Raw genomic sequence first — 25,217 nt, forward strand, 5'->3', positions numbered from 1 at the left:
CCTGGACGATGTACCGCCTGATCCTCCTGGTCCCCCTGGTCCAGCTGATCACTGAGTGAGGCATGTGTCTCGCCATGTGACATTTGGAACGGCAAATTCCGGCCGCTCGTTAAAATGAGCCGACCGCATTATTGAGAGCTGCGAGGAGCGCACGTGGGCCTTGTCGTGCAGAAGTACGGAGGCTCCTCCGTTGCCGATGCCGAGGGCATCAAGCGGGTTGCCAAGCGAATCGTGGAAGCCAAGAAGAACGGCCACCAGGTCGTTGTCGTGGTTTCCGCCATGGGCGACACGACGGACGAGCTGATCGATCTCGCCGAGCAGGTATCCCCGATCCCCACCGGCCGCGAGTTCGACATGCTGCTGACCGCGGGTGAGCGGATCTCCATGGCCCTGCTGGCGATGGCGATCAAAAACCTGGGTCACGAGGCGCTGTCGTTCACCGGCAGCCAGGCGGGAGTCATCACCGACGCGGTCCACAACAAAGCGCGGATCATCGACGTCACCCCGGGCCGCATCCGTGACGCGGTCGAGCAGGGCGCCGTCGCGATCGTCGCGGGCTTCCAGGGCGTGTCCCAGGAGAGCAAGGACATCACCACGCTCGGCCGGGGCGGCTCGGACACCACCGCGGTGGCCCTTGCCGCGGCCCTGGAGGCCGAGGTGTGCGAGATCTACACCGACGTGGACGGCGTGTTCACCGCCGATCCGCGCGTGGTGAAGAAGGCTCGCAAGATCAACGAGATTCCGTACGAGGACATGCTGGAGCTCGCGGCGAGCGGCTCCAAGGTGTTGCATCTGCGCTGCGTCGAGTACGCGCGCCGTTACGACATCCCGATCCACGTGCGGTCGTCTTTCTCCGGTCATGTCGGCACCTGGGTGCGCAGGCCGGAAGCGCCAGAAGGAGAAGAAGGCATGGAGCAGGCGATCATCTCCGGGGTCGCGCACGACACGTCCGAGGCGAAGGTCACGGTCGTCGGCGTGCCGGACAAGCCGGGTGAGGCCGCGGCCATCTTCCGCACCATCTCCGACGCGGAGATCAACATCGACATGGTGGTGCAGAACGTCTCCGCCGCGTCGACCGGTCTGACCGACATCTCCTTCACGCTGCCCAAGACGGACGGCCACAAGGCGATGGAGGCGCTGACCAAGGCGAAGACCGTGATCGGCTTCGACTCGCTGCGCTACGACGACCAGGTCGCCAAGATCTCGCTGGTCGGTGCCGGTATGCGCACCAACCCGGGCGTCACCGCGACCTTCTTCGAGGCGCTGTCGAACGCCGGGGTCAACATCGAGCTGATCTCGACGTCCGAGATCCGCATCTCGGTGGTCACCCGCGCCGATGACGTGAAGGACGCGGTCGTCGCCGTGCACAGCGCGTTCGGCCTGGACAGTGACAGCGTCGAGGCCGTCGTGTACGGAGGGACCGGCCGATGACACGTGCTGGCGGTGCCGCCGGTGGCCGGAAGCCGACGCTCGCTGTCGTCGGCGCGACCGGCGCCGTCGGCACCGTCATGCTCTCGATCCTCTCCGAGCGCGCGGACATCTGGGGCGAGATCCGGCTGATCGCCTCACCGCGTTCCGCCGGACGGAAGCTGACCGTCCGGGGAGAGCAGGTCGAGGTCGTCGCACTGAGCGAGGAGGCGTTCGAGGGCGTCGACGTCGCGATGTTCGACGTGCCGGACGAGGTCTCGGCGCAGTGGGCACCGATCGCGGTCGGCAAGGGCGCGGTCGCCGTCGACAACTCCGGTGCCTTCCGGATGGACCCGGACGTCCCCCTGGTCGTCCCGGAGGTGAACGCGCACGCGGCACGGGTCCGCCCGCGCGGCATCATCTCCAACCCCAACTGCACCACCCTGTCGATGATCGTCGCGCTGGGCGCGCTGCACGCCGAGTTCGGGCTGAGCGAGCTGATCGTCTCCTCGTACCAGGCGGTTTCCGGCGCGGGCAAGGAAGGCGTCGACACCCTGCGCGAGCAGCTGGCGCTGGTCGCCGGTACGGACCTGGGCACGCATCCCGGGGACGTACGGCGCGCGGTCGGCGAGACCGGCCCGTTCCCCGCGCCGATGGCGCTCAACGTGGTGCCGTTCGCGGGCTCGCTCATGGAGGACGGCTGGTCCTCCGAGGAGCTGAAGGTGCGCAACGAGTCGCGCAAGATCCTGGGCCTGCCCGAGCTGCGGGTCACCGCGACCTGCGTGCGCGTTCCCGTCATCACCACGCATTCGCTCGCCGTGCACGCGCGGTTCGAGAACGAGGTGACGGTGGCGGCGGCGCACGAGATCCTGGCGGCCGCGCCGGGTGTGGTGCTCTGCGACAACCCGGCGGAGGGCGAATTCCCCACCCCGGCCGATGTCGTGGGCACCGATCCGACGTGGGTGGGCCGGGTGCGGCGTTCGCTGGACGACCCGAAGGCGCTGGAGCTGTTCGTCTGCGGGGACAACCTGCGGAAGGGCGCCGCGCTCAACACCGCGCAGATCGCGGAGGTCGTGGCCGCGGAGTTCACCGGAGCCTGACGCCCCGCCCCCTCCACTCGTTCCGCCTTCCCCTCCCTGGGGCCGCCGCCCGCCTGGGCCGCCGCTCACCGTTGCGGGACGACGGCGTAAAGTGACGTTTCCGCAGCGCACCTCACGGCGGCTTGTGAATATCCTGTGCGCATGTGACCGGCCGGGCTCCGATGACCTGGGCCGATGACATGGCAGGCGAATTCGTTCCCCGCACGCCGCAACCCGCGGTGTGCGGGGAGCGTCTTTCCAGCCGCCCTTTGGCGGGGCGCTGTGGAAAACCGGGGCATAGGGGAAGAGTTGGTGCGTATGGGGGCATTCGATGCATCGTCAAACGCAGTGCCTCTCGCGTACAACCCTGACAGGGGGCAGCGTGTCCAACAGACGTGGCAGAGGTATTCGGCATCGCAACGGTTCCTGGGCGCGGCGGCGCGGCGGTTCAACCCCCGCGGCGGCGCTCGCCGAGCGGTATGCCGGTGATCGCGCCATGGCCGGCTGCTCGCCCCGCGCACATCACGACGGGGCGCGAGGACACTGACGACGCGATGGCAGCGGGCACCACAGTCGATCACCTCACCGAGACCTACCGCGCCCATTACCGGTCGCTGCTGGGTCTCGCCGCGCTCCTGCTCGACGACACCGCGTCCTGCGAGGACGTCGTGCAGGAGGCGTTCATCCGTGTTCACTCGGCGCGCAAGAGAGTCCGGGACCCCGAGAAGACCCTCGCCTATCTGCGGCAGACGGTCGTCAACCTCTCCCGCTCCGCGCTGCGCCGCCGCATCCTCGGGCTGAAGCTGCTCTCGAAGCCGATGCCCGATATGGCCAGTGCCGAGGAAGGGGCGTACGAACAGCTTGAGCGCGACCAACTGATCAAGGCGATGAGAGGACTGCAGCGCCGCCAGCGCGAGGTCCTCGTGCTGCGCTACTTCGCCGATATGACCGAGGCCCAGGTGGCCGAGACGCTGGGGATATCTCTCGGCTCGGTCAAGGCGTACGGTTCGCGTGGCATCGCGGCGCTTCGCGTCGCCATGGAGGCTCCGGCATGAACGACAGCACACGGAAGCCGGACCCGGGGAACCCCGACCGGCGGGACGGACACGGGCCCGGGCCCGAGCCCGATGATGTGACGGCGGACGAGACCGCGCCGCGCGCCGACGCACCCGACGCCGACGCGCCCGACGCCGACGGTGCGGACGGCCCGGAGGCCGCGAGTGACGCGGACGGCGCAGGTGGGTCGGAGGCCGGTGGGTCCCCGCTCGGCGGTCCCGGCTCCGACGACACGGACGAAGTCGCGCTGCGACTGCTGATGCACCGCGCGGTCGACGACCTCGCGCCCTCACGCGACTCCCTGGAGCATCTGCGGCGCGCCGTGCCCGTCCGCCGCACCCGGCGCCGTCAGGCCCTCGTGGGGGCCGTGGCGGCGGTGGTGCTCGGCGGTGCCGCCATTCCGGCGCTGGTCCACGTCGCGACCACCGGCGGCGGGGACGACCGCCCGGCCAACGCGTCCAGCAGCCACCGCACCCCGGGGACCGCCGGGGGCCAGCGTGGCGGCGGCAGCGGCGGCCAGGACCCCGACAAGCCGTCCGACAGCGTCGAGACGGACAAGCACGACCGGCGCCACGGCGACAAGAAGGACAAGCCGACCAAGGACCCGGAGGGCGACTCGGGCGGTACCGCGCCGGACCCCTCGGACACGCTGAACGCCACCTCGCCCACCTGCACCCGTACCCAGCTCAGCAGCGGTGCGGGGACGGCCGGGACCGCGGACGCCGAGGGCCGGGTCTACGGCTCGTTCCGCGTCTCGAACGTCTCGGACCAGGCGTGCACGGTCGAGGGCGGCGGCACCGTCACCCCGAGCGCACAGGGCGGCGCGGACCAGGCGCGCGTCTTCCAGGTCGCCCACACGGCGGGCGACGCGGCCTCCGAGCTGCCCGACCCCGCCACCCAGCCGGGCACCCTGATCCTCCAGCCGGGCCAGGCCTACGAGGTGCGGTTCGCCTGGATCCCGGCGTCGGGAGGGGGGACCAGCGGCTGTTCCAGCGGCGGCGACCCCTCGTCCCCCGAGCCGAGCTCCGACCCGGAGGGCTCGCCCCAGGACGACCCCGGCACGGGAGAGCCCGGCGGTACCCCGGGCGACGGTGAACCACCGGCCGCGAGTGTGCTGGTCAGCTATACGCCGGAGGCGGGCGAACCGGCGGCCGGATCGGTGACCGTCAGCGGCGCCTGCGCGGGGACCGTCTACAGCACCGGTCTGCTGGCCGCCTCGTAGCGGCTCCGAGGGCCGCCCCCGGAGCCGGGGGCGGCGCCGGACGCGTACCCGGGGGCCCGTACCGTGGTGGTGTGTATCGGTTTCTGCTGACGCCCCGCTGGTGGGTGATCAACGTCTTCACCGTGCTGGCGATCCCGTTCTGCCTGTTCATGGGCAGCTGGCAGCTCAGCCGCTTCGAGGCGCGTGTCGACACCCATGAGCAGCAGGAGGACCGGGCGTCCGGCGCCGAGCGCGCCGCGGCCCGGCCGGTGGGGGAGCTGCTGCCCGTCAGCCAGGACACCGCGGGGCGGCGGGCGACCGCCACCGGACGGTATGACACCGAGCACCAACTCCTCGTGCCCGACCGGCGGCTGGACGACCGCGACGGCTTCTATGTACTGACCCTGCTGCGCACCGACGGGGGCAAGGCGCTGCCCGTGGTCCGCGGCTGGCTTCCCGGGGACGCCGACAGCAAGGCCGCCACGGCGAAGGTGCCCGCGCCCCCGGCCGGTGAGGTGACGGTCACCGGGGCGCTCCAGGCCACCGAGCACCAGGGCTCCGGCGGAACGGGCTCCGGCGGGCTCCCGAAGGGCCAGCTGGGCATGATCAGCGCGGCCTCCCTGGTGAATCTGGTGCCGTACGGGGTGTACGACGCCTGGATCACCGCCACCGAGGCGCCCGGGGCCCTGGAGCCGGTGCCCCCCGTCGTGGCGGAGGGCACCGGACTGGACCTCAAGGCGTTCCAGAACCTGGGCTACACCGGTGAGTGGTTCGTCTTCGCGGGCTTCGTGGTCTTCATGTGGTTCCGGCTGTTCCGGCGCGAGGCCGAGACCGCCCGCGACCTCGCGCTCGGCCTCATCCCCTCGGAGCCGTCGGAGCCGTCGGAGCCGTCGCAGCCGACGCAGCCGACGCCGTCCCCGGCACCGCGGCCTGAGCGGACCCCGTCGGACCCGCCGGAGCGGACTCCCGCGGAGAAGCCGACGCGCTAGCGCCCGCCGGGGAGCCCGGCCAGGGCGCCAGATGGCGCTGGGCGAACTCGATCTCCAGCCGCAGCTGCTTGATCCGCTCCTCGACGACCAGCGAGCCGTGTCCCGCGTCATAGCGGTACACCTCGTGCGGGGCGCCGCGCCGCTCCAGCTGCTCCACGTAGTTGTCGATCTGCCGTATCGGGCAGCGCGGATCGTTGACCCCCGCGGAGATGTAGACCGGCGCCCGCACCTCGTCGACATAGGTCAGCGGGGAGGACGCCCGGAACCGCTCCGGCACCTCCTCCGGGGTGCCGCCGAGCAGGGTGCGGTCCATCGCCTTCAGGGCCTCCATCTCGTCGTGGTAGGCCGTGACGTAGTCGGCGACCGGGACCGCGGCCAGCCCCACCGCCCACGCCTCGGGCTGAGTGCCCAGTCCGAGCAGGGTGAGATAGCCGCCCCAGGAGCCGCCCGCCAGCACCAGCCGCTCGGGGTCGGCGATCCCGGAGGCCACCGCCCACTCGCGGACCGCCGCGATGTCCTCCAGCTCGATCAGCCCGACCCGGTGCTTGAGGGCGTCCGTCCACGCCCGTCCGTACCCCGTGGAACCGCGGTAGTTGACCCGGACCACGGCGAAGCCGTGGTCCACCCAGGCCGCCGGACCGGCCGCGAACGCGTCGCTGTCGTGCCAGGTGGGCCCACCGTGGATGTCGAAGACGGTGGGGAAGGGACCCTCGCCCGCGGGCTTCTGCACCAGCGCGTGCACCCGCCCGCCGGGGCCGTCCACCCATGCGTCGCCGACCGCCACCGAGACCGGGGCCTTGAACCCCGGCGGGTCCAGCACGGTCCGCCCGCTCGTGGAGCGCACCCGCGGCGGCTGCTCGGCCGAGGACCACAGGAACTCCACCGCGCCGTCCGGCCGCGCCGAGGCGCCCGAGATCGTGCCCGCCGGCGTCTCGATCCGGGTCAGCTCACCGGAGCCGAGGTCGTACCGCCACAGCTCACCGCGCGCCTGGTGGCTGTGGTCGATCAGCAGCGCCGAACCGTCCGGGAACCAGTCCGCCCCGACATCGCCCGGCAGATCGATCGCCAGCGCCGTCTCCCGGCCGGTCAGCGGGTCCCACACCATGGGCTCCCAGCGGCCGCGCCGCTGGTGGCCGATCAGCAGCCGGGTGTCGCCCGCGACCGGTGCGAAGCCCATCACCGACAGCCCCAGCTCCTCGGTGCCGCCCTTGGTGTCGTCCAGCTCGGCCACCGCCGTGCCGTCCCGCCGCACGACCCGGACCGCCGAGTGCATCGCGTCACCGTGCTCGGTGTGCTCGATCGCGATCAGCGAACCGTCGTGGGAGAGGTCGCCCACCCCGGCGGACTCCCGGTGGCGGTAGATCTCCTCCGGAGCCGCCCCCGGCCGCACCACATGGATCGTGGAGCCCTCCTCGTCGGTGGACCGGCCGATGACCGCCGTGCCGTCCCGGCCCAGCACCAGCCCGGCCGGATAAGAGGGCTCGAGGCCGGGCGCCGCGGGCTCATCGGCCCGCTCCCCGTCCGCGCCGCCGCCGAACGGCTGCCGCAGCCATACCCCGAACTCATCGCCGTCGGTGTCCGAGAACCACCAGATCCACTGCCCGTCCGGGGTCAGCACCCCGTCCGTCGTCCCGTTCGGCCGGTCCGTCACCTGCCGCTGGGCGCCGGTGGCCCGGTCCCACGCGTACAGCTCGTACGTCCCCGTGGCGTTCGAGATGAACAGCGAGCGGTCCGGGGCGTCCTCGGCCCAGTCGGGCAGGCTCACTCGCGGCGCCCGGAAGCGCTTCTCCCAGTCCGGCATGGACTCCGTGCTCTCAGTCATGCCCCCCATTCTGCGCCGCCCGGGGGATCCGCGCTGGCATCCCCCTGCGCCTGTGGATAACGTTCGCGACGGGGACGCACGGCAGCACAGCCATGGAGGGGGACTGATGGGCGACATAAGCGCGACCGTGGAGACGTACTGGGCAACGGCCCAGGCCAGGGACTGGCGGGCGTTCGGGGCCACGCTCGCCGACGACGTCCGCTACGAGCTGCCGCAGACCCGCGAACGCGTGGCCGGCCGCGACGGGGTCGTCCGCTTCAACGCCGAGCACCTGGGGGAGTGGAGCCTGGAGGTCGAGCGCGTCGTCGCCGACAGCACCCAGGCGGTCTCCTGGGTCCGCTTCACGATGGACGAGGAGGAGACGCAGGGGATCAGCTTCTTCACCACCGCGCCGGACGGCCGGATCCAGACCGTCACCGACTTCTGGGCCGTGCCCTTCGAACCCCCGCTGGAGCGCGAGCAGATGGCCGAGCGTTTCTGACTCCCGTCCCCGGCCCTCCCGTTCCCCGGCGCCCCTTTCGCTTCCTCCCCGTCGTCCCTTCCCGTTCGTTCCCGACCGTCCGCCCGCCGGGGTGCCTCCGGTGCCCCGCCACGGCGGTTACCGCAGCACGACCGGCAGTTCGTCCACGCCGTAGACGATGGACAGCTTCCGGAACGACAGCTGCTCCGCCGGGACCGCCAGTCGCATCTCCGGGAAGCGCCGCACCAACGCGGGGTAGGCGGCGCGGAGTTCCATCCGGGCCAGCTCGGCGCCTATGCAGCGGTGGATGCCGTAGCCGAAGGCCAGGTGGGACGAGGTCTGCCGGTGCGGATCGACCCGTTCCATGTCCGGGCCCAGCTGCTCGTCACGGTTGGCGCCGCTGAGCGAGCACAGCACCAGGTCGCCGGCGGCAATCCTGGTGCCCCCGATCTCCATGTCCTCGCGGGCGAAGCGCGGGAACGCCACCTGCACCACGGTGAGATAGCGCAGCAGCTCCTCCACGAACCGGTCGACCATCTCGTCCTGGTCGCGCATCGCGGCGAACTGGTCGGGCGCCTGGAGCAGGATGAGCGTGCCGAGCGCCAGCATGCTCGCGGTCGTCTCCAGACCGCCGGTCAGCACACCGTCCGCCAGGCCCGCGAGTTCCTGGTCGTCCAGCTCGTCACCGTGCTCCTTCACCAGCATGCCGAGCAGTCCGTCACCCGGCGTCTCGCGCTGCTTGCGGACGATGCCGTGCAGATAGGAGAGCTGGTCGGACATCGCGCCGAAGGAGGCGTTCGCCCCGCCGAACAGGTCGAACCGCGCGGTGCTGTGCCGCTGGAAGTCCTCCCGGTCCTCGTAGGGAACGCCCAGCAACTCGCATATGACCAGGGCCGGAATGGGCAGCGCGAACGCCTCCACCAGGTCCACGGGCCCCTCCGCGGCGGCCATCTCGTCCAGGCGCTCCTCCACGATCGCGTGGATGCGCGGGGTGAGCCTGCTGAGCCGCCGCATGGTGAACTCCGGCGTCAGCAGGCGTCGCAGTCTCGTATGCACCGGTGGATCGCTGAAGCCGAGACCTCCCGGATTCTGCTGGGGAGCGACCCCGATGTTCCGTTCCGCGAGGTTGGTGAAATCGGAGCTGAACCCCTTCGCCTTCCCCAGTACGGCCTTGGTCTCGTCATATCCAGTGACAAGCCAGGCATTTATCCCAAAAGGCAGGGGGAGTTTGCTGATGGGCTCCTTCGCCCTGGTCCGGGCCAGATCGGCAACGGGGTCGAGTCCATCGCGCCTCAGCGGGGCCAGGGTGGCGTCCGGGAGAAACGACATCTTGGACAGGTCGAAGCCGTTCCTGTGAATCCTCGAAAAATACTTGCGACCCAGCCAGGCGACGATGTTTGAGCGGAGATTCGACATGGGCGCAATACTGCCCTGCCGCCACTGGGCGACTGTCCCCCGGCGCCCAGCCCGTACCGGTGGGATACGCCACAACGCCACCTGGACCCGTCCGGCCCTGGTGCCCCGCGTCCCGGCCGCGCGGTGGCGAGGTCCGCCGATCCGGAGGAAAGTGGAGATAGCGGGCGTGGTGCCCGTGCCATGAGGTGTGCGCGGATGACGTCGGCAGTGGAGCACAGCGGAACGGCGGAGTGAGGTGAGCGGCCTTGCGGGAGAGATTCCGCGCTGTCCAGGGGGCACCGTGCTGGGTCAGCCTCATGGCGGCCGATCCGGACCGCGCGCACGCCTTCTACGGCGATCTCTTCGGCTGGGGCTTCCGGCCGACCCGGCAGGGCCACGGCCGCTACACCATCGCCTACACCGAGGGCGGCGTACCGACCGTGGGCATCGGGGCGTCGTCACCGTCCGGGGGAATGACCCTCCCGGTCACCTGGACCACGTACTTCGCTGCCGACAGTGCGGATGAGGTGGCCCGGCGCGCCCAGGAGCGCGGCGGTACGGTCGCGGTCGGGCCGCTGGAGTTCGGCAGCGGCCGGGTGGCCTGGGCGGCCGACCCGGCGGGCGCGGTCTTCGGCATCTGGGAGGGCGACCTCACCTCCGCCTGGTGGGGCGAGCGCCGTCCGGGGGCGCCCGTATGGCTGGAACTGCGCACCCGGGACGCGTTCGACGCCGCGCTCTTCTACGGCCAGGTCTTCGGCTGGGACGCACAGCAGCGGGAGCGGGTCGACGTGCGGTTCGAGCACGACCGGGTGGTGCTGCACATCGACGGCAAGGCGGTGGCGGGGCTGCGCGGCGGTGCCCTGGAGGCCGCGCCCGATCCGAACGTCCGGCCGCGCTGGCACGTCTACTTCCAGGTGGCCGATGTCGACGCGGTGGCCGCCCGCACACTGGAACTCGGCGGCGGGGTGATCTCCCCGCCGGCCGACGGCCCCTACGGGCGGATCGCGGCGCTGCGGGATACGGAGGGCGGGCTCTTCAGCGTGGCGGCCCTCCCGCGCGGCTGACACGGGCACCCGCGCGGCTGACGCGGCGCCGGCCCCGCGCGGCTGACGCGGCCGGCGCGGGTGCGTTCGGCCGTGGGCGGCGCGCGTGATCACGACAGCACCCGGCGCCGGAAATTCCGGAGACCGAAGCCGAGGAAGGCGACACAGAATCCCACCAGGACCGGATAGACCACATAGAGCGGCATATGGGATGCGTGGGTGAGTCCCGCGCGCATTCCCTCGGTGATGTAGATCAGCGGATTCACCAGCACCAGGATCTGGAGCCAGTGGAATCCGCCGACGTGGACGAGGGACAGCTTGGTCCACTGGTAGTAGGTGCCCCCGAGGAACACCAGCGGCAGCACGATGAACCCGAACATGACCCCGATGTTCTGCGGCTCGAACGAGGTGCCGAGCAGCAGCCCCAGCGAGGTCATCGCGATACAGGCCAGCGGGATCAGGGTGACCACGACCCACCAGTGGACCTCCAGGTCGGCGTGGACCCCGGGCGCGTGCACCACCGCCGCGATCGGGAAGACGAGGATCGCCGAGATCAGCCCCTGGGCCGCGCCGGAGAGCACCCGCGCGACCGCCACCAGCCAGATCGGACAGGGAGCCTGGACCCGGTCCTCTATCTCCCGGGTGAAGCCGAATTCCTGCGACATCTGGATCGCCACCGACTGGATTCCCTGGAACATGATGGCGATCGAGACCACCCCCGGCACGAGGACGGTGGCGAACGCGGATTCCCCGGCACTGCCGCCGCTGGAGCCGATGCCCTGTCCGATGGTGGGGAAGACATAGAGGAAGACGAAGACGAGGAGGAACGGCTGCATCAGCGTGCGGCCGACGAATTCGCCGAAGTTCTTCATCAGGACGGTGAAGTCCCGGCGGATGAGCGCGGCCAGGGCGGAACGGCTGGCGGCCGCCGCGGACCGGCAGGGACGTACGGCGATGGGGCCCTCCGGAGGACCGGCGGTGGAAAGGGGGCGCCCGCCCGCCGAGGTCATTCGTCCCTCAGCTCCTTTCCGGTCAGCGAGATGAACACGGTCTCCAGCGAGGACGCGCTGACGGACAGGTCGATCAGCCGGAAGCCGCCGTTCTCCGCGGAGTTGACGATGCGGGGCAGCAGCCGGTCATTGCCCTTGACCTGGAGTTCGACCCCGCCCTCCACCGGCCGGACCCGGACCACCTCGGCGATGTCGTGGGTCAGCAGCTCACCGAGCGCGTCCGTGTCACCGTGCGCCATGACGGTCACGACGGTGTCGACGTCCACGCTCTGCTTGAGTGCCGCGGGGGTACCCAGGGCGAGCACCCGGCCGTGATCGATGATGGCCACCCGGTCACAGAGCTGATCGGCCTCGTCCATGTTGTGCGTGGTCAGCAGGATGGTCTGACCGTCGGCGATCAACCGGTCCAGGATCTCCCACAGCGCCAGCCTGCTCTGTGGATCGAGACCCGCGCTCGGCTCGTCGAGGAAGAGCACGGCCGGGCGGTGGAAGATCGCGCGGGCCACCATCAGCCGTTGCGCCATCCCGCCGGACAGCGCGTACACCGAGGACGAGGCCCATCTCGACAGCCGGAACTGCTCCAGCAGCCGGTCGGCCACCTGGCGCGACCGCTTGCCGGACATCCCGAACAGCAGCCCGTGGAAGTAGAGGTTCTCCCAGACGGTGAGCGAGCGGTCCAGGGTGTTCTGCTGGGTCACGACGGCGATGACCTGCTTGGCCAGCGCGGGATGCGCGATCACGTCGATGTCGCCGATGTACGCCGAACCGGCCGTGGGGACGACCCGTGTGGTGAGCATCCCGACCGTGGTGGTCTTGCCCGCTCCATTGGGGCCGAGCAGCCCGAAGATCTCGCCGTGGTACACCTCCAGATCCAGCCCGTCCACGGCGGCGAAGTCCGTATGGGGATAGATCTTGGTCAGCCCGGCGGTGTGGATGACCGTCTCGGGGCGACGGGTGTTCTCGATCGTCGCCATGGTGCTCCCGATGGTGCGGAAGGGCGGTGAGGCGTACTGGGGGAAGAAGCGGACTCTTCGGGAGTACCCGGGCGCGACGCGCTCACGCGCCGGGCAGGTCATACGAATGCGGCAGGACTACGGAGCGCGGGAATCGGTCACCGTTGGTCATGGCCTCGACGCGGGAGATCGGTGCCGCCTAGGATCGAAGACACGGCATCGCGTGTCGGTCACCGGTTGGGTGAGGCATGGAGGTGCCCGTGAGATTGCCTTACGGAGGCATTCCACCGTGTCAGTCGAGCTGAACCACACGATCATCCACGCCCGCGACAAGCGGGAATCCGCCGAATTCCTGGCGAACATCCTGGACCTCGAGGTCGGTGCCGAATGGGGCCCGTTCATCCCGGTGCAGACCAGCAACAGCGTCACCCTGGACTTCGCGACCGTTCCGGCCGAGTCCATCACCATGCAGCACTACGCGTTCCTCATCTCCGACGCGGAGTTCGACGCGGCGTTCGCCCGGATCCGGGAGCAGGGCATCACCTACTACGCCGATCCGCGCCAGCAGCAGCCGGGCGAGATCAACCACCATTACGGCGGGCGCGGGCTGTACTTCATGGACCCGTCCGGTCATGGGATGGAGATCATCACCCAGCCGTACGACACCGAGGCGTAGGGGGACGGAAAGCGGTGCGACCGTCCCGCCGCCCGACTAGTCGGCCGGATCGCCGCTTCCGCCGGCCGCGCGCCGTTCCCGCCACTCCCTGACGACCTCATCGATGTCGATGGGCGCCAGATTGAGCGGTGGGCCCGGCGGCGGCCGGCGGATCGCCTCGCGGATCTTCTCGTCGACCCCTGCGAGCAACTCCCGCACCGCACGCTCCGACGGGGCCTCGGCGGCCGCCGCGAGCGCGTCCTCGGCTTCCTTGCGCAGCACGAGCGTCGGCGGCAGGAAGGAGAGGTTCTCGCGGTGCATCTTCTCCTTGACCCACCACAACTCGTCATACGGGCGGTCGAGGTTGGGGAGCGGCTTTCCGAATCCCGGCAGATCGGAGAAGTCACCGCGCTCCTCCGCCTCGCGGATCTGCCGGTCCGCCCATGTCTCGAAGCTGACGCCTGGTGGCTTGCGCTCGGTCATATGGCCCAGTGTCCCTCGCACCGGCGGCCGTGCGCCATGGCCGGGGTGAGACGGTGGACAGCCGCGCTACGCGGTGGCGAGCGACAGCTCGGTCGACTTGATCAGTGCGGTGACCTGGGTGCCTTCGGCGAGACCGAGGTCCCGCGCCGCGTCCTGGGTGATGGCGGCCGTCAGTTCCCCGCCCCCGTCGAGCGTGATCACCACGGTGGCCATGGCCGCCCCGAGCACGAGCCGGGCGACCGTGCCCGGCAGCCGGTTGCGGATGCTGAGCCCCGACACCTCGCCGGTGGCCAGCGCGACCTCGGTGGCCTTGGCCAGCGCCGTGACCCGGGACCCTTCGGCGATACCGAGTTCCTCGACGGCGCCCAGGGTCACCGCGGCCGTCACCACCTGGCCACCGTCCAGTCGGCTCTGGACCGTTGCCATGGCCTCGCCGGAGGTCACGGCGACGACGGTGGCGGGGAGTTGATTGCGGATGCTGAGGCTCATGGGTCACCACTCCGGAAGCGGAGTCGAAGGCCGGGAGAACCTCCGTGGCGATCTCCGCTGACGGCCCCACCCTAGGCATCCCTCCGCGCATCCGGAGGGATGCGACGCGGTGTACGCGGACCGGGGGGGTGCCCGGACCGGCCCGCGGCCGGACACGGCGTCAGTCGGACGGCCAGGTGCCGTGCCCGTGGGGAGTGATCCGGCGGTACCCGGCGCGGGCGTTGACGATCCGGGCGAGGGCCGTTCCGGCGACAGCCGCGGCGAGCAGACAGGCGAGCCAGCCGGTATCGCGGCCCTGGGCCCAGGTCAGCTCCCCCGACGGCGGGATGGCGAAGGCGTTGAGGAAGAGCCAGCACAGGGCCGCCGTGCCCGGTGCCGCCACGAACCGCGCGCACAGCCCCAGCAGCGCGGCCAGCAGCGACAGCGCGATCAGCGCGAAGCCTGGGCGGCCGTGACCGCCCAGGAAGTTCACCACCGCCACCAGCAGCAGCGCTCCGACGAACGCGGCGATCCAGATCACCGGGGTGGCGACGGGCTGGGGGACGGGCCGTACACCGGAGCTGAGATGCCTCCACTCGATCATGGTCACCGCCCTCCTCATGGCTCGCCGCCCGATGGCTTGCCGGCGGGCAGCCGCGCCCGTCACCGCCGCGCCCGTCCCTGGCCGCTCTCGACAGCCAATCACTCCAGGGGCCCGGAAGCGCCCGGAATCCGACCACTGCCGTGACGCGGCCGCGCCGGAGCGCTGTCATCGGACCTGGCCACCGTCGCGCCATTACGTATTCTTTACCATTCGCCAGGATGGCAGAAACGGCTCCGCGCCGAGGGCGCGGCAAGGAGGAGGATCAGCTGTGGGCGCTCCGCGGATGAGCAGTACGCCGTTGCCGGGGATCGGTGTGCGCTACGACCTGACGACGCGAGAACGCCGCCGTCTGTCGGTGATCGCGCATCGTGACGGCGGGCGCACGCTCAGCGCGTACCGGAAGGAGGACCCGGACGCCTGCGCACTGTCCACCCGACTGACGGCCGAGGAAGCGGAATCGCTCGTCGATGCCTTGATGCCGACCCACCACAGCCCGAACCTGCTCTCCACCACCGAACTCGGCCTGGTGGCCGAGCGGATCGAGCTGGCCTCGGCCTCGTACTGGAACGGCCGGGTGCTCGGCGAGACCCGGATGCGGACCGAGACCGGCGCCTCGATCGTCGCCGTGCTGCGCCGCTCCGGCGCCATCCCGTCCCCCACCCCCGACTTCCGGCTGGCGGGCGGGGACATCCTGATCGTGATCGGCACCCGCGAAGGCGTGGAGACGGCCGCGGCGATACTCGGACGGGAGTGATCCGTGCATTCCTCCGCCGTCTTCCTCATCGAGTTCGGTGCGGTCATCCTGGGCCTCGGCCTGCTGGGACGGCTGGCCGGACGGCTCCAGTTCTCCCCGATCCCGCTCTATCTGCTCGCCGGTCTGGCCTTCGGCAAGGGCGGACTGCTGCCGCTCGGCGCGAGCGAGGAGTTCGTCGCGATCGGCGCCGAGATCGGCGTCATCCTGCTCCTGCTGATGCTCGGACTCGAGTACACCGCCAGTGATCTGGTCAGCAACCTCAAGACGCAGTACCCGGCCGGGCTGGTCGACGCCGCGCTCAACGCACTGCCCGGCGCCGCCATGGCCCTGCTGCTGGGCTGGGGGCCGGTGGCCGCGGTGGTACTGGCCGGAGTCACCTGGATCTCGTCCTCGGGGGTGATCGCCAAGGTCCTCGGGGACCTGGGCCGTCTCGGCAACCGCGAAACCCCGGTGATCCTCAGCATCCTGGTCCTCGAGGACCTGGCCATGGCCGTCTATCTGCCGATCGTCACCGCCCTGCTGGCCGGGGCGGGCCTGGCCGCGGGCAGCGCGACCCTGGCCGTCGCCCTCGGCGTCGCCGGACTGGTGCTCTTCCTGGCCGTCCGGTACGGCCGGGTCATCTCCCGCTTCGTCTCCAGTGACGACCCCGAGAAGCTGCTGCTGGTGGTGCTGGGCCTGACCCTGCTGGTGGCCGGAATCGCCCAGCAGCTCCAGGTGTCGGCGGCTGTCGGGGCGTTCCTGGTCGGTATCGCGCTCTCCGGAGAGGTGGCCGAAGGAGCACACAATCTGCTCAGTCCGTTGCGGGATCTGTTCGCCGCCGTCTTCTTCGTCTTCTTCGGTCTGCACACCGACCCCGCCAGCATTCCGCCGGTGCTGCTGCCCGCGCTGCTGCTGGCCGTCGTCACCGCCTGCACGAAGATCGCCACCGGGTACTGGGCGGCCCGGCGGGCCGGGATCTCTTCCCGCGGCCGCTGGCGGGCCGGTGGCACGCTGGTCGCCCGTGGTGAGTTCTCCATCGTGATCGCCGGGCTCGCGGTCACCGCGGGGATCGAGCCGTCGCTCGGACCGCTGGCCACGGCGTACGTGCTGATCCTGGTGGTGCTCGGCCCGATCACCGCCCGTGGCACCGAACCCCTGGTCTCCCTTCTGAGCGCCCGCCGCGCGGCGCGACGCGCGGTGGTGGCGCCCGAGGGCGGTGCCGCGGCCGTGGCGGAGGAGCCCGGGGAGGCGGTGGCGGACGAGTACGACTCGCTCGGCCGCCCCTGAACGGGGCCGGGGACCGAGCGGAACGGGCCCGGCCCTGGACGCGGCCGGAGCCCGGACACGACCGGGGCCGGAACGGGAGCTGATCCAGACCCCGTTCCGGCCCCGCCGCGTACGATCGGCGGGTGCATCGTTCTCCCGCCGATCTGGTCCGCGCATTCCACCTGGCTTTCGGTCTCGACGCCCGGACGACCCCCACCGCGGTCCCCGCCGACGTGGCCGCCCACCGGCAGGACCTGCTGGCGGAGGAGTTCGCCGAGGTCGCCGAGGCGTCCGCCGAGGGCACCCTCGCCCACCTCGCCCATGAACTGGCCGACGTGGTCTACGTCGCGTACGGCACCGCCCTGGTCCACGGCATCGACCTCGACGCGGTGATCGCCGAGATCCACCGGGCCAATATGACCAAACTGGGCCCTGACGGCCGCCCCACCCTCCGGGCCGACGGCAAGGTCCTCAAGGGCGACGACTACCGCGCGCCGGACGTCTCGGCGGTACTGCGCCAACAGGGCTGGCGGGCCGCGGAGGGCTGATCCGCCCGCGCTCAGGACGTCCTGCGGAGCGTCCAGGTGTTGGGGTCGAAGCTGGGCACGGCCGAATAGCGGCAGCCGCTGCTGTAGTAGGTGTTCGTGATCGTCCAACCCGAGGGCGGCCAGGTGGAGGCGCACGCGTTCACCTGCGTACCGATCGGGTAGCCGGTGAGCTGCTTGACCTGCTTGGTGTTGGGATTGAAGCTGCCCGAGCCGCAGCCCGCGCTGTTCCACCACTGGGTGTCCACATGGCCGCTGGGAGTCAGCTGGCTGCCGCACATGGTGAAGGTGTCACCGGGGGCGGCGCTCGCGGTCCCCATCCCGAAGGCGGTGACCGCGGCGGTCAGGAGGGCGAGACTGGCGATGCGCGTACGGATCACGTCGGGTCTCCTCGTCGGCGCCGGTGTCCGCGCCGACGGTCGTCGGCATCCGGCCAGGCGCTGCGCCTTTCCTATCCGGCGTGCTCGGGCCGGGGACAGCCACCTTTCGGACGTGTGGTTCATGGAACGGCACTCTCTCTGCTCCGGTTCTGCAACAGGAGCGTCGGTGTCCCGACTCGGATTCAGCGAAATGAGATTGGTGGCAGCTGTGCCCATGTGATCGGGTGGCGCCTGCATTTGGCGGAACACAGCACTAGGAGAGAGATGAAGCACCTTCCCTCGTTCGCCCGCATCGGCGGCACCGCGGCGGTGGCCATCGGCCTCGCGCTCGTGACAGGCGTCGGCACCGCCCACGCCGAGGGAAACACGGTCGACTACTTCTCGTCGGGCGGGAAGGAGCGCGCGATGGTGATCTTCGAGCCCCGGAACTCCTCCGGCGGCCCTGAGATCGTCACCGTGGACGACCGCAGCAAGGACGGCCACTACATCTACGCCGAGGTCTACGACGCCACCTCGGGCGGCAAGAAGGGCACCTGCGAGACCAGCTCCTACAAGGCCTGCGAGGTGAACGTGAAGGACGGCCACAAGGTCCGGATCAACGTCTACCGGCTCAACTCCCGTGACTCCGACTTCATGGGCGAGGTCCACACCCGCGCCGGCAAGCTGCCCACCGCGTAACCCGTGAGCAGCAGCCCCGGCCCCTCCCGGGCCGGGGCCCCATCCCTTCATGCCCGCGCGGTGGTTGACTCCGCGCAGCCGCCACGGTCGAGAGCGGCCATCCCCCGCTCCCTGCGCAGCCCGCCACCGCGGCGGTCGCACCGGAGCGGTCATCGGCTGGTCGCCGTTCGGTCGGCCGTCCGTCGCGGATGTCACGGTCCGGCTTCGGCGGGGAAGTCTTCGCGGGGTGGTGGTGAGCGGCAGCGGTCCCAGGCTGCCCGAGACCGTCGTTCCCGTACAACGCGTCAGGGCCCCTCTCGTAGGAGAGGGGCCCTGATTTGTTCCTTCAGTCGGGGTGGCGGGATTTGAACCCACGACCTCTTCGTCCCGAACGAAGCGCGCTGCCAAGCTGCGCTACACCCCGAAGCAACGAGCTCTACTTTAGCGGACCGCTGGCCAGAGACGAAATCCGGTTTCGGGGCTCTCGCAGGTCGGGGCCGGGGTGTCCGGTTTCAGGGGGTCTGGGGGGTGAGGGTGAGGAGGGTGGCCTCCGGGGGGCAGGCAAAGCGGATGGGGGTGTAGCGGTTGGTGCCGCAGCCCGCGGAGACGTGGAGGTAGGAGGTGTGGCCCCCGGCCTGGTGGCTGGAGAGGCCCTTGACCCGCCGGGTGTCCAGGTCGCAGTTGGTGACCAGGGCACCGTAGAAGGGGATGCACAGCTGGCCGCCGTGGGTGTGGCCCGCGAGGATCAGGGGGTAGCGGTCGGCGGTGAAGGCGTCCAGGACGCGGAGGTAGGGGGCGTGGACCACGGCCAGGGACAGGTCCGCGTCCGTTTCGGGGCCACCGGCCACCTCTGCGTAGTGGTCGCGCTTGATGTGGGGGTCGTCGAGGCCGGTGAGGGCGATCTCGACGTCGTTGAGCTTCAGCCGTCCCCGGGTGTTCGACAGCCCCACCCAGCCCGCCGCGTCGAAGGCGTCGCGCAGCTCGTACCAGGGGTTGTGGATCGCGCCGACGACCGGGGCATTGCCATTGAGGCCGTGGCGGCCGCTGGCCTTCTCCAACAGGTAGCGGGCGGGATTGCGCAGTTTCGGTCCGTAGTAGTCATTGGAGCCGAAGACATAGGCGCCGGGGAACTCCATCAGCGGGCCCAGCGCGTCCAGGACCTCTGGGACGCCCTCGGGGTCCGAGAGGTTGTCGCCGGTGTTGACGACGAAATCGGGGCGGAGCCCGGCGAGGGACTGGAGCCAGCGCTGCTTCTTGCGCTGGCCGCTCACCATGTGGATGTCGGAGACCTGGAGGACACGCAGCGGTCGCATCCCGCTCGGGAGCACCGGAACCGTGATCCGTCGGAGGCGGAAGGACCGGACCTCGAAGCCGACCGAGTAGGCGAGGCCGGCGGCGCCGACCGCCGTGATTCCCAGGGGTACTCCGTATCGCGCGCGCATGGTCACCATGGTCGCAGAACGGCGGTGGGGGAGAAATCTTCGGGTGATTCCCGGCCAGTACTGGCAGACTCATGGCCATGACCACCACGCTCAAGTCCAGGCTGAAGGACGACCTCACCGCAGCGATCAAGGCGCGCGACGAGCTGCGCTCCTCCACTCTCCGGCTGACCCTCACCGCGATCCAGAAGGAAGAGGTCGCGGGGGAGAGCGCCCGTGAGCTGTCCGATGCCGAGGTGGAGAAGATCGTCGCGCGGGAGGCGAAGAAGCGCCGTGAGGCGGCCGACGCCTTCACCAAGGGCGGCCGGACCGAGCAGGCCGAGCGGGAGCAGGCCGAGGGCAAGGTGCTCGCCGAGTACCTGCCGAAGCCGCTGACGGACGACGAGCTGAACGCGCTGGTGGCCGAGGCCGTGCGTGAGGCCGCGGCCGCCGGTGCCGAGGGGCCGCGGGCCATGGGCGCCGTGATGAAGATCGTGAACCCCAAGGTCGCGGGGCGCGCCGACGGCGGCCGTGTCTCCGCCGCGGTGAAGCGCCGGCTCGCGGGCTGACACCGCTTCCCGACGGAATGTCCGCTTCCGCGGCATGTCCGCTTCCCGGTGCGCTGTCCCTGGGGTTTTCGCAAGGTCAGACGCGCTGGGCAGGGATATGGAAGGGGGCCGGGCAGTGGATGCCCGGCCCCCTCCGGCGTTCAGTGATCGCTACCGCGGCCAGTGCCAGCCGCCGTTCCCGTTACCGCCGTTTCCGCCGCCGCCGTTCCCGTTGCCCCCGCCGATCAGGTCCGGGGGGAGGGAGATGTCCGGCCACGGGTCGTCGCCGCCCCGGCCCGGCTTGTCATGGCCCGGCCTGCGCGGGCGGTCCGGCCTATGGGCGCTCGGGTCCTTGATCGGGACGGTGACGAAGCCTGGCGCGGGCTTGCCCTCCAGGGCGCCGCTCATCGCGTCCTTCCAGATCGGACCCGGAGTGTCCGCGCCGTAGACCTTGTCGTGGAAGACACCGCCGATGGAGATGTTCTCCATCTTGACGCCCTCCGCGCCCGGGCCGCCGACCCAGACCGCGCCCGCGAGGTTCGGGGTGTAGCCGACGAACCACGCGGCCTTGCGCTCGTCGGTCGTACCCGTCTTTCCGGCGCTCGCGCGGTTCTGGAGCCCGGCCTGCTTGCCGGTGCCGTCCTCGACCACACCGCGCAGCAGGGTGTTGATGGTGTCCGCGGTCTTCTGCGACATGGCGCGCTTGCACGTGGACTTCGGGACCTTCAGTTCCTTGCCGCCGGGGCCGGTGATCGACTCGATGAAGACCGGGGAGCAGTGGACGCCGCGGTTGGCGAAGGTCGCGTAGGCGTTGGCCATGGTGAGCGGGGAGAAGCCCTCGGTGCCGAGGGTGAGCGACGGCACCTGGTTGTGCTCGTTGCCGTCGGCGCGCTGCATGCCCATCCTGTCGGCCAGCTGGGTCACCGGGCAGACCCCGATGTCGCTGATCAGCTGGACGAAGTAGGTGTTGACCGACTTCGCGGTCGCCTCCTTCATCCCGTACGGGCCGATCTCGCTCTCGTTCTCGTTCTCGACGGTCGCGCCCTCGCTGTTGCTCCAGGAGCCCTTGCAGGTGCTCACCGGGCTCGGGTACTCCATCTTGTAGGGCGAGGAGTAGCGCTTGTAGGGCTTCGTGCCCCGTTCGATCGCGGCCGCGGCGGTGATCGGCTTGAACGTCGAGCCGACCTGGAAGCCGTAGTTCGAGCCGCCCATGGACTTGTCCGCGGAGAGGTTGATCTGCGTCTCGTCCTTGCCGAAGCCGTACGGCCGGGACTGGCCCATGCCCAGCACCTTGCCGGTGCCCGGCTCGACGAGCGAGACGGCGGTGGCGACCCGGTCGGACTGGTAGACATGCGACTTGATCGACTTCTGGACCGACGCCTGCGCCTTCGGGTCCAGTGTCGTACGGATGGTCAGCCCGCCCTGGGTCCAGCGCTTGGCGCGCGCCGCGCGGGTCTTGCCGAAGACCGGGTCGTTGAGGAAGACCTCGCGGACGTAGTCACAGAAGAAGCCCGCGCCGTGGACGGCGGTGATGCAGCCGCTGCGGGGCATGCTGACCTTCAGCCCGAGCGGCTTCTTCTTGGCCGCGTCGGCCTGGGCCCGGCTGATGTCCTTCACCTCGGCCATGCGCTGGAGCACGGTGTCGCGCCGCGCCTTGGCCGTGTCCGGGTTGGCCACCGGGTCATAGCGGCTGGGCGACTGGACGAGACCGGCCAGCAGCGCCGCCTGCTCCACCTCGAGGTCCTTGGCGGGCTTGCTGAAGTAGCGCTGGGAGGCGGCCTCGATGCCGTATGCCTGCTGCCCGAAGAAGGTGATGTTCAGGTAGTTCTCGAGGATCCGCTTCTTGCCCAGTTCCTTCTCGACCTGGATCGCGTACTTCAGTTCCTTGATCTTGCGGCCGATGGACTGCTCGGTGGCCTGCGCGACCTTCTTCTCGTCGTTGCCCGCTTCCTCGACGAAGACGTTCTTCACGTACTGCTGGGTGAGGGTGGAGGCGCCCTGCGAGACTCCGCCGTTCTGGGCGTTCCTGTTCGCGGCGCGCAGCACGCCCTTGAGGTCGATCGCCCCGTGCTCGTAGAAGCGCGCGTCCTCGATCGCGACGATCGCCTGGCGCATGTAGGGGGAGATGTCCTTGAGCTTCACGATGGTGCGGTCGCGCGAGTAGACCTTCGCGATCTCACCGCCCTTGGCGTCCAGGATGGTGGTCCGCTCGCTGAGCGGCGGAGTCTTGAGATTGGCCGGAATCTCGTCGAACTCCTCGACCGTCCCCTTGGCGGCCAGGCCGAACGCCCCGACCGCGGGCAGCGCGAGCCCGGCCATGACCGCACCGGACAGCACGCTGACGCCGAGGAACTTGGCGGCCTGTTGAGCAGTGGAGAGTCCCCCGCCCGAGCGCGTGTTACCCATAGGGGGCAGCCTACGTGTCGAATCGCCGGACAGGGGACCGCGTGTTCGCATAAGCTGTTTCACGCCAGCCACAGATGCACGGCTGTGCCACACCCCCACCCTCACTCAAGTGAGTGATGAGACCTGCCCGGAATGCGGCCCCTGTCCTGAGCTGCCCTTTGTTTCCTGGGTGAACTGCCCGTATTTGCACTAGTAATCGCAAATGTCGTCAGCTCACTCCGTTGGGTGATCTGCCGCGTACCCATAGTCCGTTCGGGCCATCCAAGATTGGGCCCGCAGGGGGTGTTGCGCCCTGCTCGCCTTCCGTAACGTCCTCAACTGGCGACGGTGAATATGCCGTTTGTCGCCGTGGGGGAGCTCCGATTCGGGAGAGGACGGCGCCAGCATGGGCTGGGTAACCGACTGGAGTGCGCAGGCCGCCTGCCGCACTACTGATCCAGATGAACTGTTCGTCCAGGGTGCGGCACAGAACAGGGCCAAAGCGGTCTGCACCGGATGCCCGGTGCGCACCGAGTGCCTTGCGGACGCCCTGGACAACCGCGTCGAGTTCGGCGTGTGGGGAGGGATGACCGAGCGCGAGCGGCGGGCACTGCTGCGCCGCCGGCCGACGGTGACCTCATGGCGCAGGCTGCTGGAGACCGCGCGCACCGAGTACGAGCGCAGCGCGGGCATTCTGCCCTTCGACGACGAGGAGTACGAGCGCTTCGCCGCCGTCGGATAGCGGTGGCGGTGTCGGTCGGTCTCAGGGACGGGCACGGGTACGTGCGGATCCGTCCGGGACGGGCACGGCCGCGGCCAGGAACGGTCGTGGTCAGCCAGGAGCCGATATGGGCATGGGCGGATGTGGTCATGGACCACGTCGGTCGGATGGCCATGAGGCGTTTCCCGGAGGACGGACGGTACGGCCCGCGACCTATGGGGGGTCTGCCCGCTTCTGAGCGCGACGCCGAGGTCTGAGCGTCCGGGTGTCCGAGTGACGACGCTGACGCTATGAGCCCGCGAGGGCGCCATGGGGGGCGCCCTCGGCCTCGGCCCCAGCACACCCAGCGCACAACTCCCGGAACGCGCACACGCATCAGCGGTGAGCCGGTGCGGTGTTGTGCGCGCGCACACTGCGCACGCGCGCCCACCTGTGTGCCCGACCGAGCGCGCGCGACCGTGCCGTACGCACCGTCCGCGTCGGTCACCGGCCCGGCGACCGACGACCAGCCGCCAGAGTGACGGCGTCAGCCCGCGCGCTGGGTGTCCTCCAGCGGGTCCGCCAGGCGCTCGCCGATCGCCCGCAGCCCTGCCAGATCGTGTACATCTCCGGGGAGCGCGGCCACTTGGGCCACCGGAACCTCGGGGTGGAGTGCCGTGAAGCGGTCGTGCGTCCGCTGCTCACGTCCGAGCACCTGCATACGCTCCGCGTGCAGCCGAAGCAGTCCCGCGGCGAGCCGCTCCGCCGACGTGTCCGCCGACGTGGGGGAGACGTCGGGGTCCGCTGCCGAGGGGTTCCGCGCTTGAGCATTCCCTGAGTCACGATCGACAAATCCGCCGTCGGCAAGATTTTCCGCACCGTCCCCGGGGTTGGCCGGATCGCTCGCATCCGGTTCCGGATCCGTCGCGGGATCGAGGGTCTCCGGCGCGATGTACGTCACCGGATCGGCGGCGCCGTCCTCCAGGGAGAGGGTCTCCGCGGCCGCCAGCGCCCGTTCGGCGGAGAGCTGTTCGGCCCCGCTGCCGTGCACCCGGTTCAGCACCAGTCCGGCCAGCGGCATCCGGTCCGCCGCCAGCCGTTCGACGAAGTACGCGGCCTCGCGCAGCGCGTCCCGCTCCGGCGCGGCCACCACCAGGAAGGCCGTACCGGGGGCCTGGAGCAGCCGGTAGGTGGCCTCGGCGCGGGTGCGGAACCCGCCGAACATCGTGTCCATTGCGGCAGCGAACGTCTGCACATCGCGCATCAGCTGTCCGCCGAGCACCTTGCTGACCGTGCCCGTCATCATCGAGACGCCCACGTTGAGGAACTTCATCCCGGCCCGGCCGCCGACCTTCGCCGGGGCCATCAGCACCCGGATGAACTTCCCGTCCAGGAAAGAGCCGAGACGTTTCGGCGCGTCCAGGAAGTCCAGCGCCGAGCGGCTCGGCGGGGTGTCGACGATGATCAGGTCCCACTCCTCGCGGGCGCGCAGCTGGCCGAGCTTCTCCATGGCCATGTACTCCTGCGTGCCCGCGAAACCGGCCGAGAGCGACTGGTAGAACGGGTTCGCCAGGATCGCCCGGGCGCGCTCCGGATCGGCGTGCGCCTCGACGAACTCGTCGAACGTCCGCTTCATGTCCAGCATCATGGCGTGCAGTTCGCCGCCGTTCCCGTCGCCGACGCCCGCCACCTTCCGCGGGATGTTGTCGAGCGCGTCGATGCCCATCGACTGGGCGAGCCGGCGTGCCGGGTCGATGGTGAGGACCACGACCTTGCGGCCGCGCTCCGCGGCCCGTACGCCCAGGGCGGCCGCCGTGGTGGTCTTGCCGACGCCCCCGGAACCGCAGCACACCACGATGCGGGTCTGCGGATCGTCGAGGAGCGCGTCGGTCTCCAGCCGGGGTGCCACGTCCATGCTCATGCCGCCTCCTGCGTACGGCTCGTTCCGTCCGCCGAGCCC

24 protein-coding genes, 1 tRNA gene and 1 pseudogene are annotated in these 25,217 nt (G+C 70.4%); 14 read left to right on the plus strand and 12 right to left on the minus strand.

Features of this window, described 5'->3' with window-relative positions:
* Positions 1–153 precede the first annotated feature (153 nt).
* The 5 genes and pseudogenes from AC07FT_RS21100 to AC07FT_RS21120 all read left to right on the plus strand — a co-directional run.
* Positions 154–1,431, plus strand: coding sequence for an aspartate kinase (locus tag AC07FT_RS21100; RefSeq protein ID WP_471191582.1), 1,278 nt, complete (start codon positions 154–156; stop codon positions 1,429–1,431).
* Positions 1,428–2,507 (plus strand): aspartate-semialdehyde dehydrogenase, encoded by a 1,080-nt coding sequence (locus AC07FT_RS21105; RefSeq protein ID WP_479177581.1) that lies wholly within the window; start codon positions 1,428–1,430, stop codon positions 2,505–2,507. The genes AC07FT_RS21100 and AC07FT_RS21105 overlap by 4 nt, the downstream gene beginning before the upstream one ends.
* A 458-nt stretch (positions 2,508–2,965) precedes the next feature.
* Positions 2,966–3,541: a SigE family RNA polymerase sigma factor gene (locus AC07FT_RS21110; protein ID WP_254740046.1), complete on the plus strand. Its 576-nt coding sequence runs from the start codon at positions 2,966–2,968 to the stop codon at positions 3,539–3,541.
* Complete coding sequence (locus tag AC07FT_RS21115) at positions 3,538–4,764, plus strand: hypothetical protein (RefSeq protein WP_479177582.1); 1,227 nt, start codon at positions 3,538–3,540, stop codon at positions 4,762–4,764. The genes AC07FT_RS21110 and AC07FT_RS21115 overlap by 4 nt, the downstream gene beginning before the upstream one ends.
* A gap of 122 nt (positions 4,765–4,886) precedes the next feature.
* Positions 4,887–5,513: pseudogene (locus AC07FT_RS21120) on the plus strand (SURF1 family protein); the annotation flags it as partial.
* A gap of 85 nt (positions 5,514–5,598) precedes the next feature.
* On the opposite strand, the gene AC07FT_RS21125 reads toward AC07FT_RS21120, so the two are convergent.
* Positions 5,599–7,563, minus strand: a complete 1,965-nt coding sequence (locus AC07FT_RS21125) for a S9 family peptidase (RefSeq protein ID WP_479177583.1) — start codon at positions 7,561–7,563, stop codon at positions 5,599–5,601.
* A gap of 97 nt (positions 7,564–7,660) precedes the next feature.
* On the opposite strand from AC07FT_RS21125, the gene AC07FT_RS21130 reads away from it, so the two are divergent.
* Positions 7,661–8,035, plus strand: coding sequence for a nuclear transport factor 2 family protein (locus AC07FT_RS21130; protein WP_479177584.1), 375 nt, complete (start codon positions 7,661–7,663; stop codon positions 8,033–8,035).
* A 117-nt stretch (positions 8,036–8,152) separates the two neighbouring features.
* Here the strand turns inward: AC07FT_RS21130 and AC07FT_RS21135 are convergent, their stop codons facing one another.
* Positions 8,153–9,430, minus strand: a complete 1,278-nt coding sequence (locus AC07FT_RS21135; RefSeq protein WP_432014987.1) for a cytochrome P450 — start codon at positions 9,428–9,430, stop codon at positions 8,153–8,155.
* Positions 9,431–9,726: 296 nt separating this feature from the next.
* Between AC07FT_RS21135 and AC07FT_RS21140 the strand changes: the two genes are divergently transcribed.
* A complete protein-coding gene (locus AC07FT_RS21140) occupies positions 9,727–10,473 on the plus strand; it encodes a VOC family protein (protein WP_479177585.1) in 747 nt (248 codons plus the stop codon).
* 89 nt (positions 10,474–10,562) lie between these two features.
* Here AC07FT_RS21140 and AC07FT_RS21145 read toward each other — a convergent pair whose 3' ends face one another.
* Both AC07FT_RS21145 and AC07FT_RS21150 read right to left on the minus strand, forming a co-directional pair.
* The gene (locus tag AC07FT_RS21145; protein ID WP_479177586.1) at positions 10,563–11,462 is read right to left on the minus strand and encodes an ABC transporter permease; all 900 of its coding nucleotides are present in this window, start codon (positions 11,460–11,462) and stop codon (positions 10,563–10,565) included.
* Positions 11,459–12,436, minus strand: a complete 978-nt coding sequence (locus AC07FT_RS21150; protein WP_479177587.1) for an ABC transporter ATP-binding protein — start codon at positions 12,434–12,436, stop codon at positions 11,459–11,461. The genes AC07FT_RS21145 and AC07FT_RS21150 overlap by 4 nt, the downstream gene beginning before the upstream one ends.
* Before the next feature lie 268 nt (positions 12,437–12,704).
* Between AC07FT_RS21150 and AC07FT_RS21155 the strand changes: the two genes are divergently transcribed.
* The gene (locus tag AC07FT_RS21155) at positions 12,705–13,091 is read left to right on the plus strand and encodes a VOC family protein (protein WP_479177588.1); all 387 of its coding nucleotides are present in this window, start codon (positions 12,705–12,707) and stop codon (positions 13,089–13,091) included.
* A 36-nt stretch (positions 13,092–13,127) separates the two neighbouring features.
* On the opposite strand, the gene AC07FT_RS21160 is transcribed toward AC07FT_RS21155, so the two are convergent.
* The 3 genes from AC07FT_RS21160 to AC07FT_RS21170 all read right to left on the minus strand — a co-directional run bounded on the left by AC07FT_RS21160 (position 13,128) and on the right by AC07FT_RS21170 (position 14,625).
* Positions 13,128–13,553, minus strand: a complete 426-nt coding sequence (locus AC07FT_RS21160; RefSeq protein ID WP_479177589.1) for a DnaJ family domain-containing protein — start codon at positions 13,551–13,553, stop codon at positions 13,128–13,130.
* Between the two features lie 66 nt (positions 13,554–13,619).
* Positions 13,620–14,042 (minus strand): TOBE domain-containing protein, encoded by a 423-nt coding sequence (locus AC07FT_RS21165; protein WP_479177590.1) that lies wholly within the window; start codon positions 14,040–14,042, stop codon positions 13,620–13,622.
* A gap of 160 nt (positions 14,043–14,202) precedes the next feature.
* Positions 14,203–14,625, minus strand: a complete 423-nt coding sequence (locus AC07FT_RS21170; RefSeq protein WP_479177591.1) for a hypothetical protein — start codon at positions 14,623–14,625, stop codon at positions 14,203–14,205.
* Positions 14,626–14,908: 283 nt separating this feature from the next.
* Between AC07FT_RS21170 and AC07FT_RS21175 the strand changes: the two genes are divergently transcribed.
* The 3 genes from AC07FT_RS21175 (at position 14,909) to AC07FT_RS21185 (ending at position 17,172) form a co-directional block, all read left to right on the plus strand.
* Positions 14,909–15,379, plus strand: a complete 471-nt coding sequence (locus AC07FT_RS21175; RefSeq protein ID WP_471191549.1) for a cation:proton antiporter regulatory subunit — start codon at positions 14,909–14,911, stop codon at positions 15,377–15,379.
* A gap of 3 nt (positions 15,380–15,382) precedes the next feature.
* Entirely contained in the window at positions 15,383–16,645 is a 1,263-nt protein-coding gene (locus tag AC07FT_RS21180; protein WP_479177592.1) for a cation:proton antiporter, read from the plus strand.
* Positions 16,646–16,767: 122 nt separating this feature from the next.
* The gene (locus AC07FT_RS21185) at positions 16,768–17,172 is read left to right on the plus strand and encodes a pyrophosphohydrolase domain-containing protein (protein ID WP_479177593.1); all 405 of its coding nucleotides are present in this window, start codon (positions 16,768–16,770) and stop codon (positions 17,170–17,172) included.
* An 11-nt stretch (positions 17,173–17,183) separates the two neighbouring features.
* Here the strand turns inward: AC07FT_RS21185 and AC07FT_RS21190 are convergent, their stop codons facing one another.
* Positions 17,184–17,549 (minus strand): hypothetical protein, encoded by a 366-nt coding sequence (locus AC07FT_RS21190; protein ID WP_479177594.1) that lies wholly within the window; start codon positions 17,547–17,549, stop codon positions 17,184–17,186.
* A 264-nt stretch (positions 17,550–17,813) separates the two neighbouring features.
* On the opposite strand from AC07FT_RS21190, the gene AC07FT_RS21195 reads away from it, so the two are divergent.
* A complete protein-coding gene (locus AC07FT_RS21195) occupies positions 17,814–18,227 on the plus strand; it encodes a hypothetical protein (RefSeq protein ID WP_432587614.1) in 414 nt (137 codons plus the stop codon).
* A 329-nt stretch (positions 18,228–18,556) separates the two neighbouring features.
* On the opposite strand, the gene AC07FT_RS21200 is transcribed toward AC07FT_RS21195, so the two are convergent.
* Positions 18,557–18,630: transfer RNA gene (locus tag AC07FT_RS21200), tRNA-Pro, on the minus strand.
* Between the two features lie 88 nt (positions 18,631–18,718).
* A complete protein-coding gene (locus AC07FT_RS21205) occupies positions 18,719–19,648 on the minus strand; it encodes a metallophosphoesterase (RefSeq protein WP_254739960.1) in 930 nt (309 codons plus the stop codon).
* A 77-nt stretch (positions 19,649–19,725) separates the two neighbouring features.
* Here AC07FT_RS21205 and AC07FT_RS21210 point away from each other — a divergent pair, with 77 nt between their 5' ends.
* Positions 19,726–20,193, plus strand: a complete 468-nt coding sequence (locus AC07FT_RS21210; protein WP_471191532.1) for a GatB/YqeY domain-containing protein — start codon at positions 19,726–19,728, stop codon at positions 20,191–20,193.
* Between the two features lie 150 nt (positions 20,194–20,343).
* Here the strand turns inward: AC07FT_RS21210 and AC07FT_RS21215 are convergent, their stop codons facing one another.
* Complete coding sequence (locus AC07FT_RS21215; protein WP_479177595.1) at positions 20,344–22,578, minus strand: transglycosylase domain-containing protein; 2,235 nt, start codon at positions 22,576–22,578, stop codon at positions 20,344–20,346.
* A 385-nt stretch (positions 22,579–22,963) separates the two neighbouring features.
* On the opposite strand from AC07FT_RS21215, the gene AC07FT_RS21220 reads away from it, so the two are divergent.
* Positions 22,964–23,299: a WhiB family transcriptional regulator gene (locus tag AC07FT_RS21220; RefSeq protein WP_030829787.1), complete on the plus strand. Its 336-nt coding sequence runs from the start codon at positions 22,964–22,966 to the stop codon at positions 23,297–23,299.
* Positions 23,300–23,804: 505 nt separating this feature from the next.
* Here AC07FT_RS21220 and bagB read toward each other — a convergent pair.
* Complete coding sequence (bagB, locus tag AC07FT_RS21225; protein WP_479177596.1) at positions 23,805–25,178, minus strand: ATPase BagB; 1,374 nt, start codon at positions 25,176–25,178, stop codon at positions 23,805–23,807.
* Positions 25,179–25,217: the final 39 nt, after the last annotated feature.

The organism is Streptomyces sp. NPDC045899, assembly GCF_056431485.1.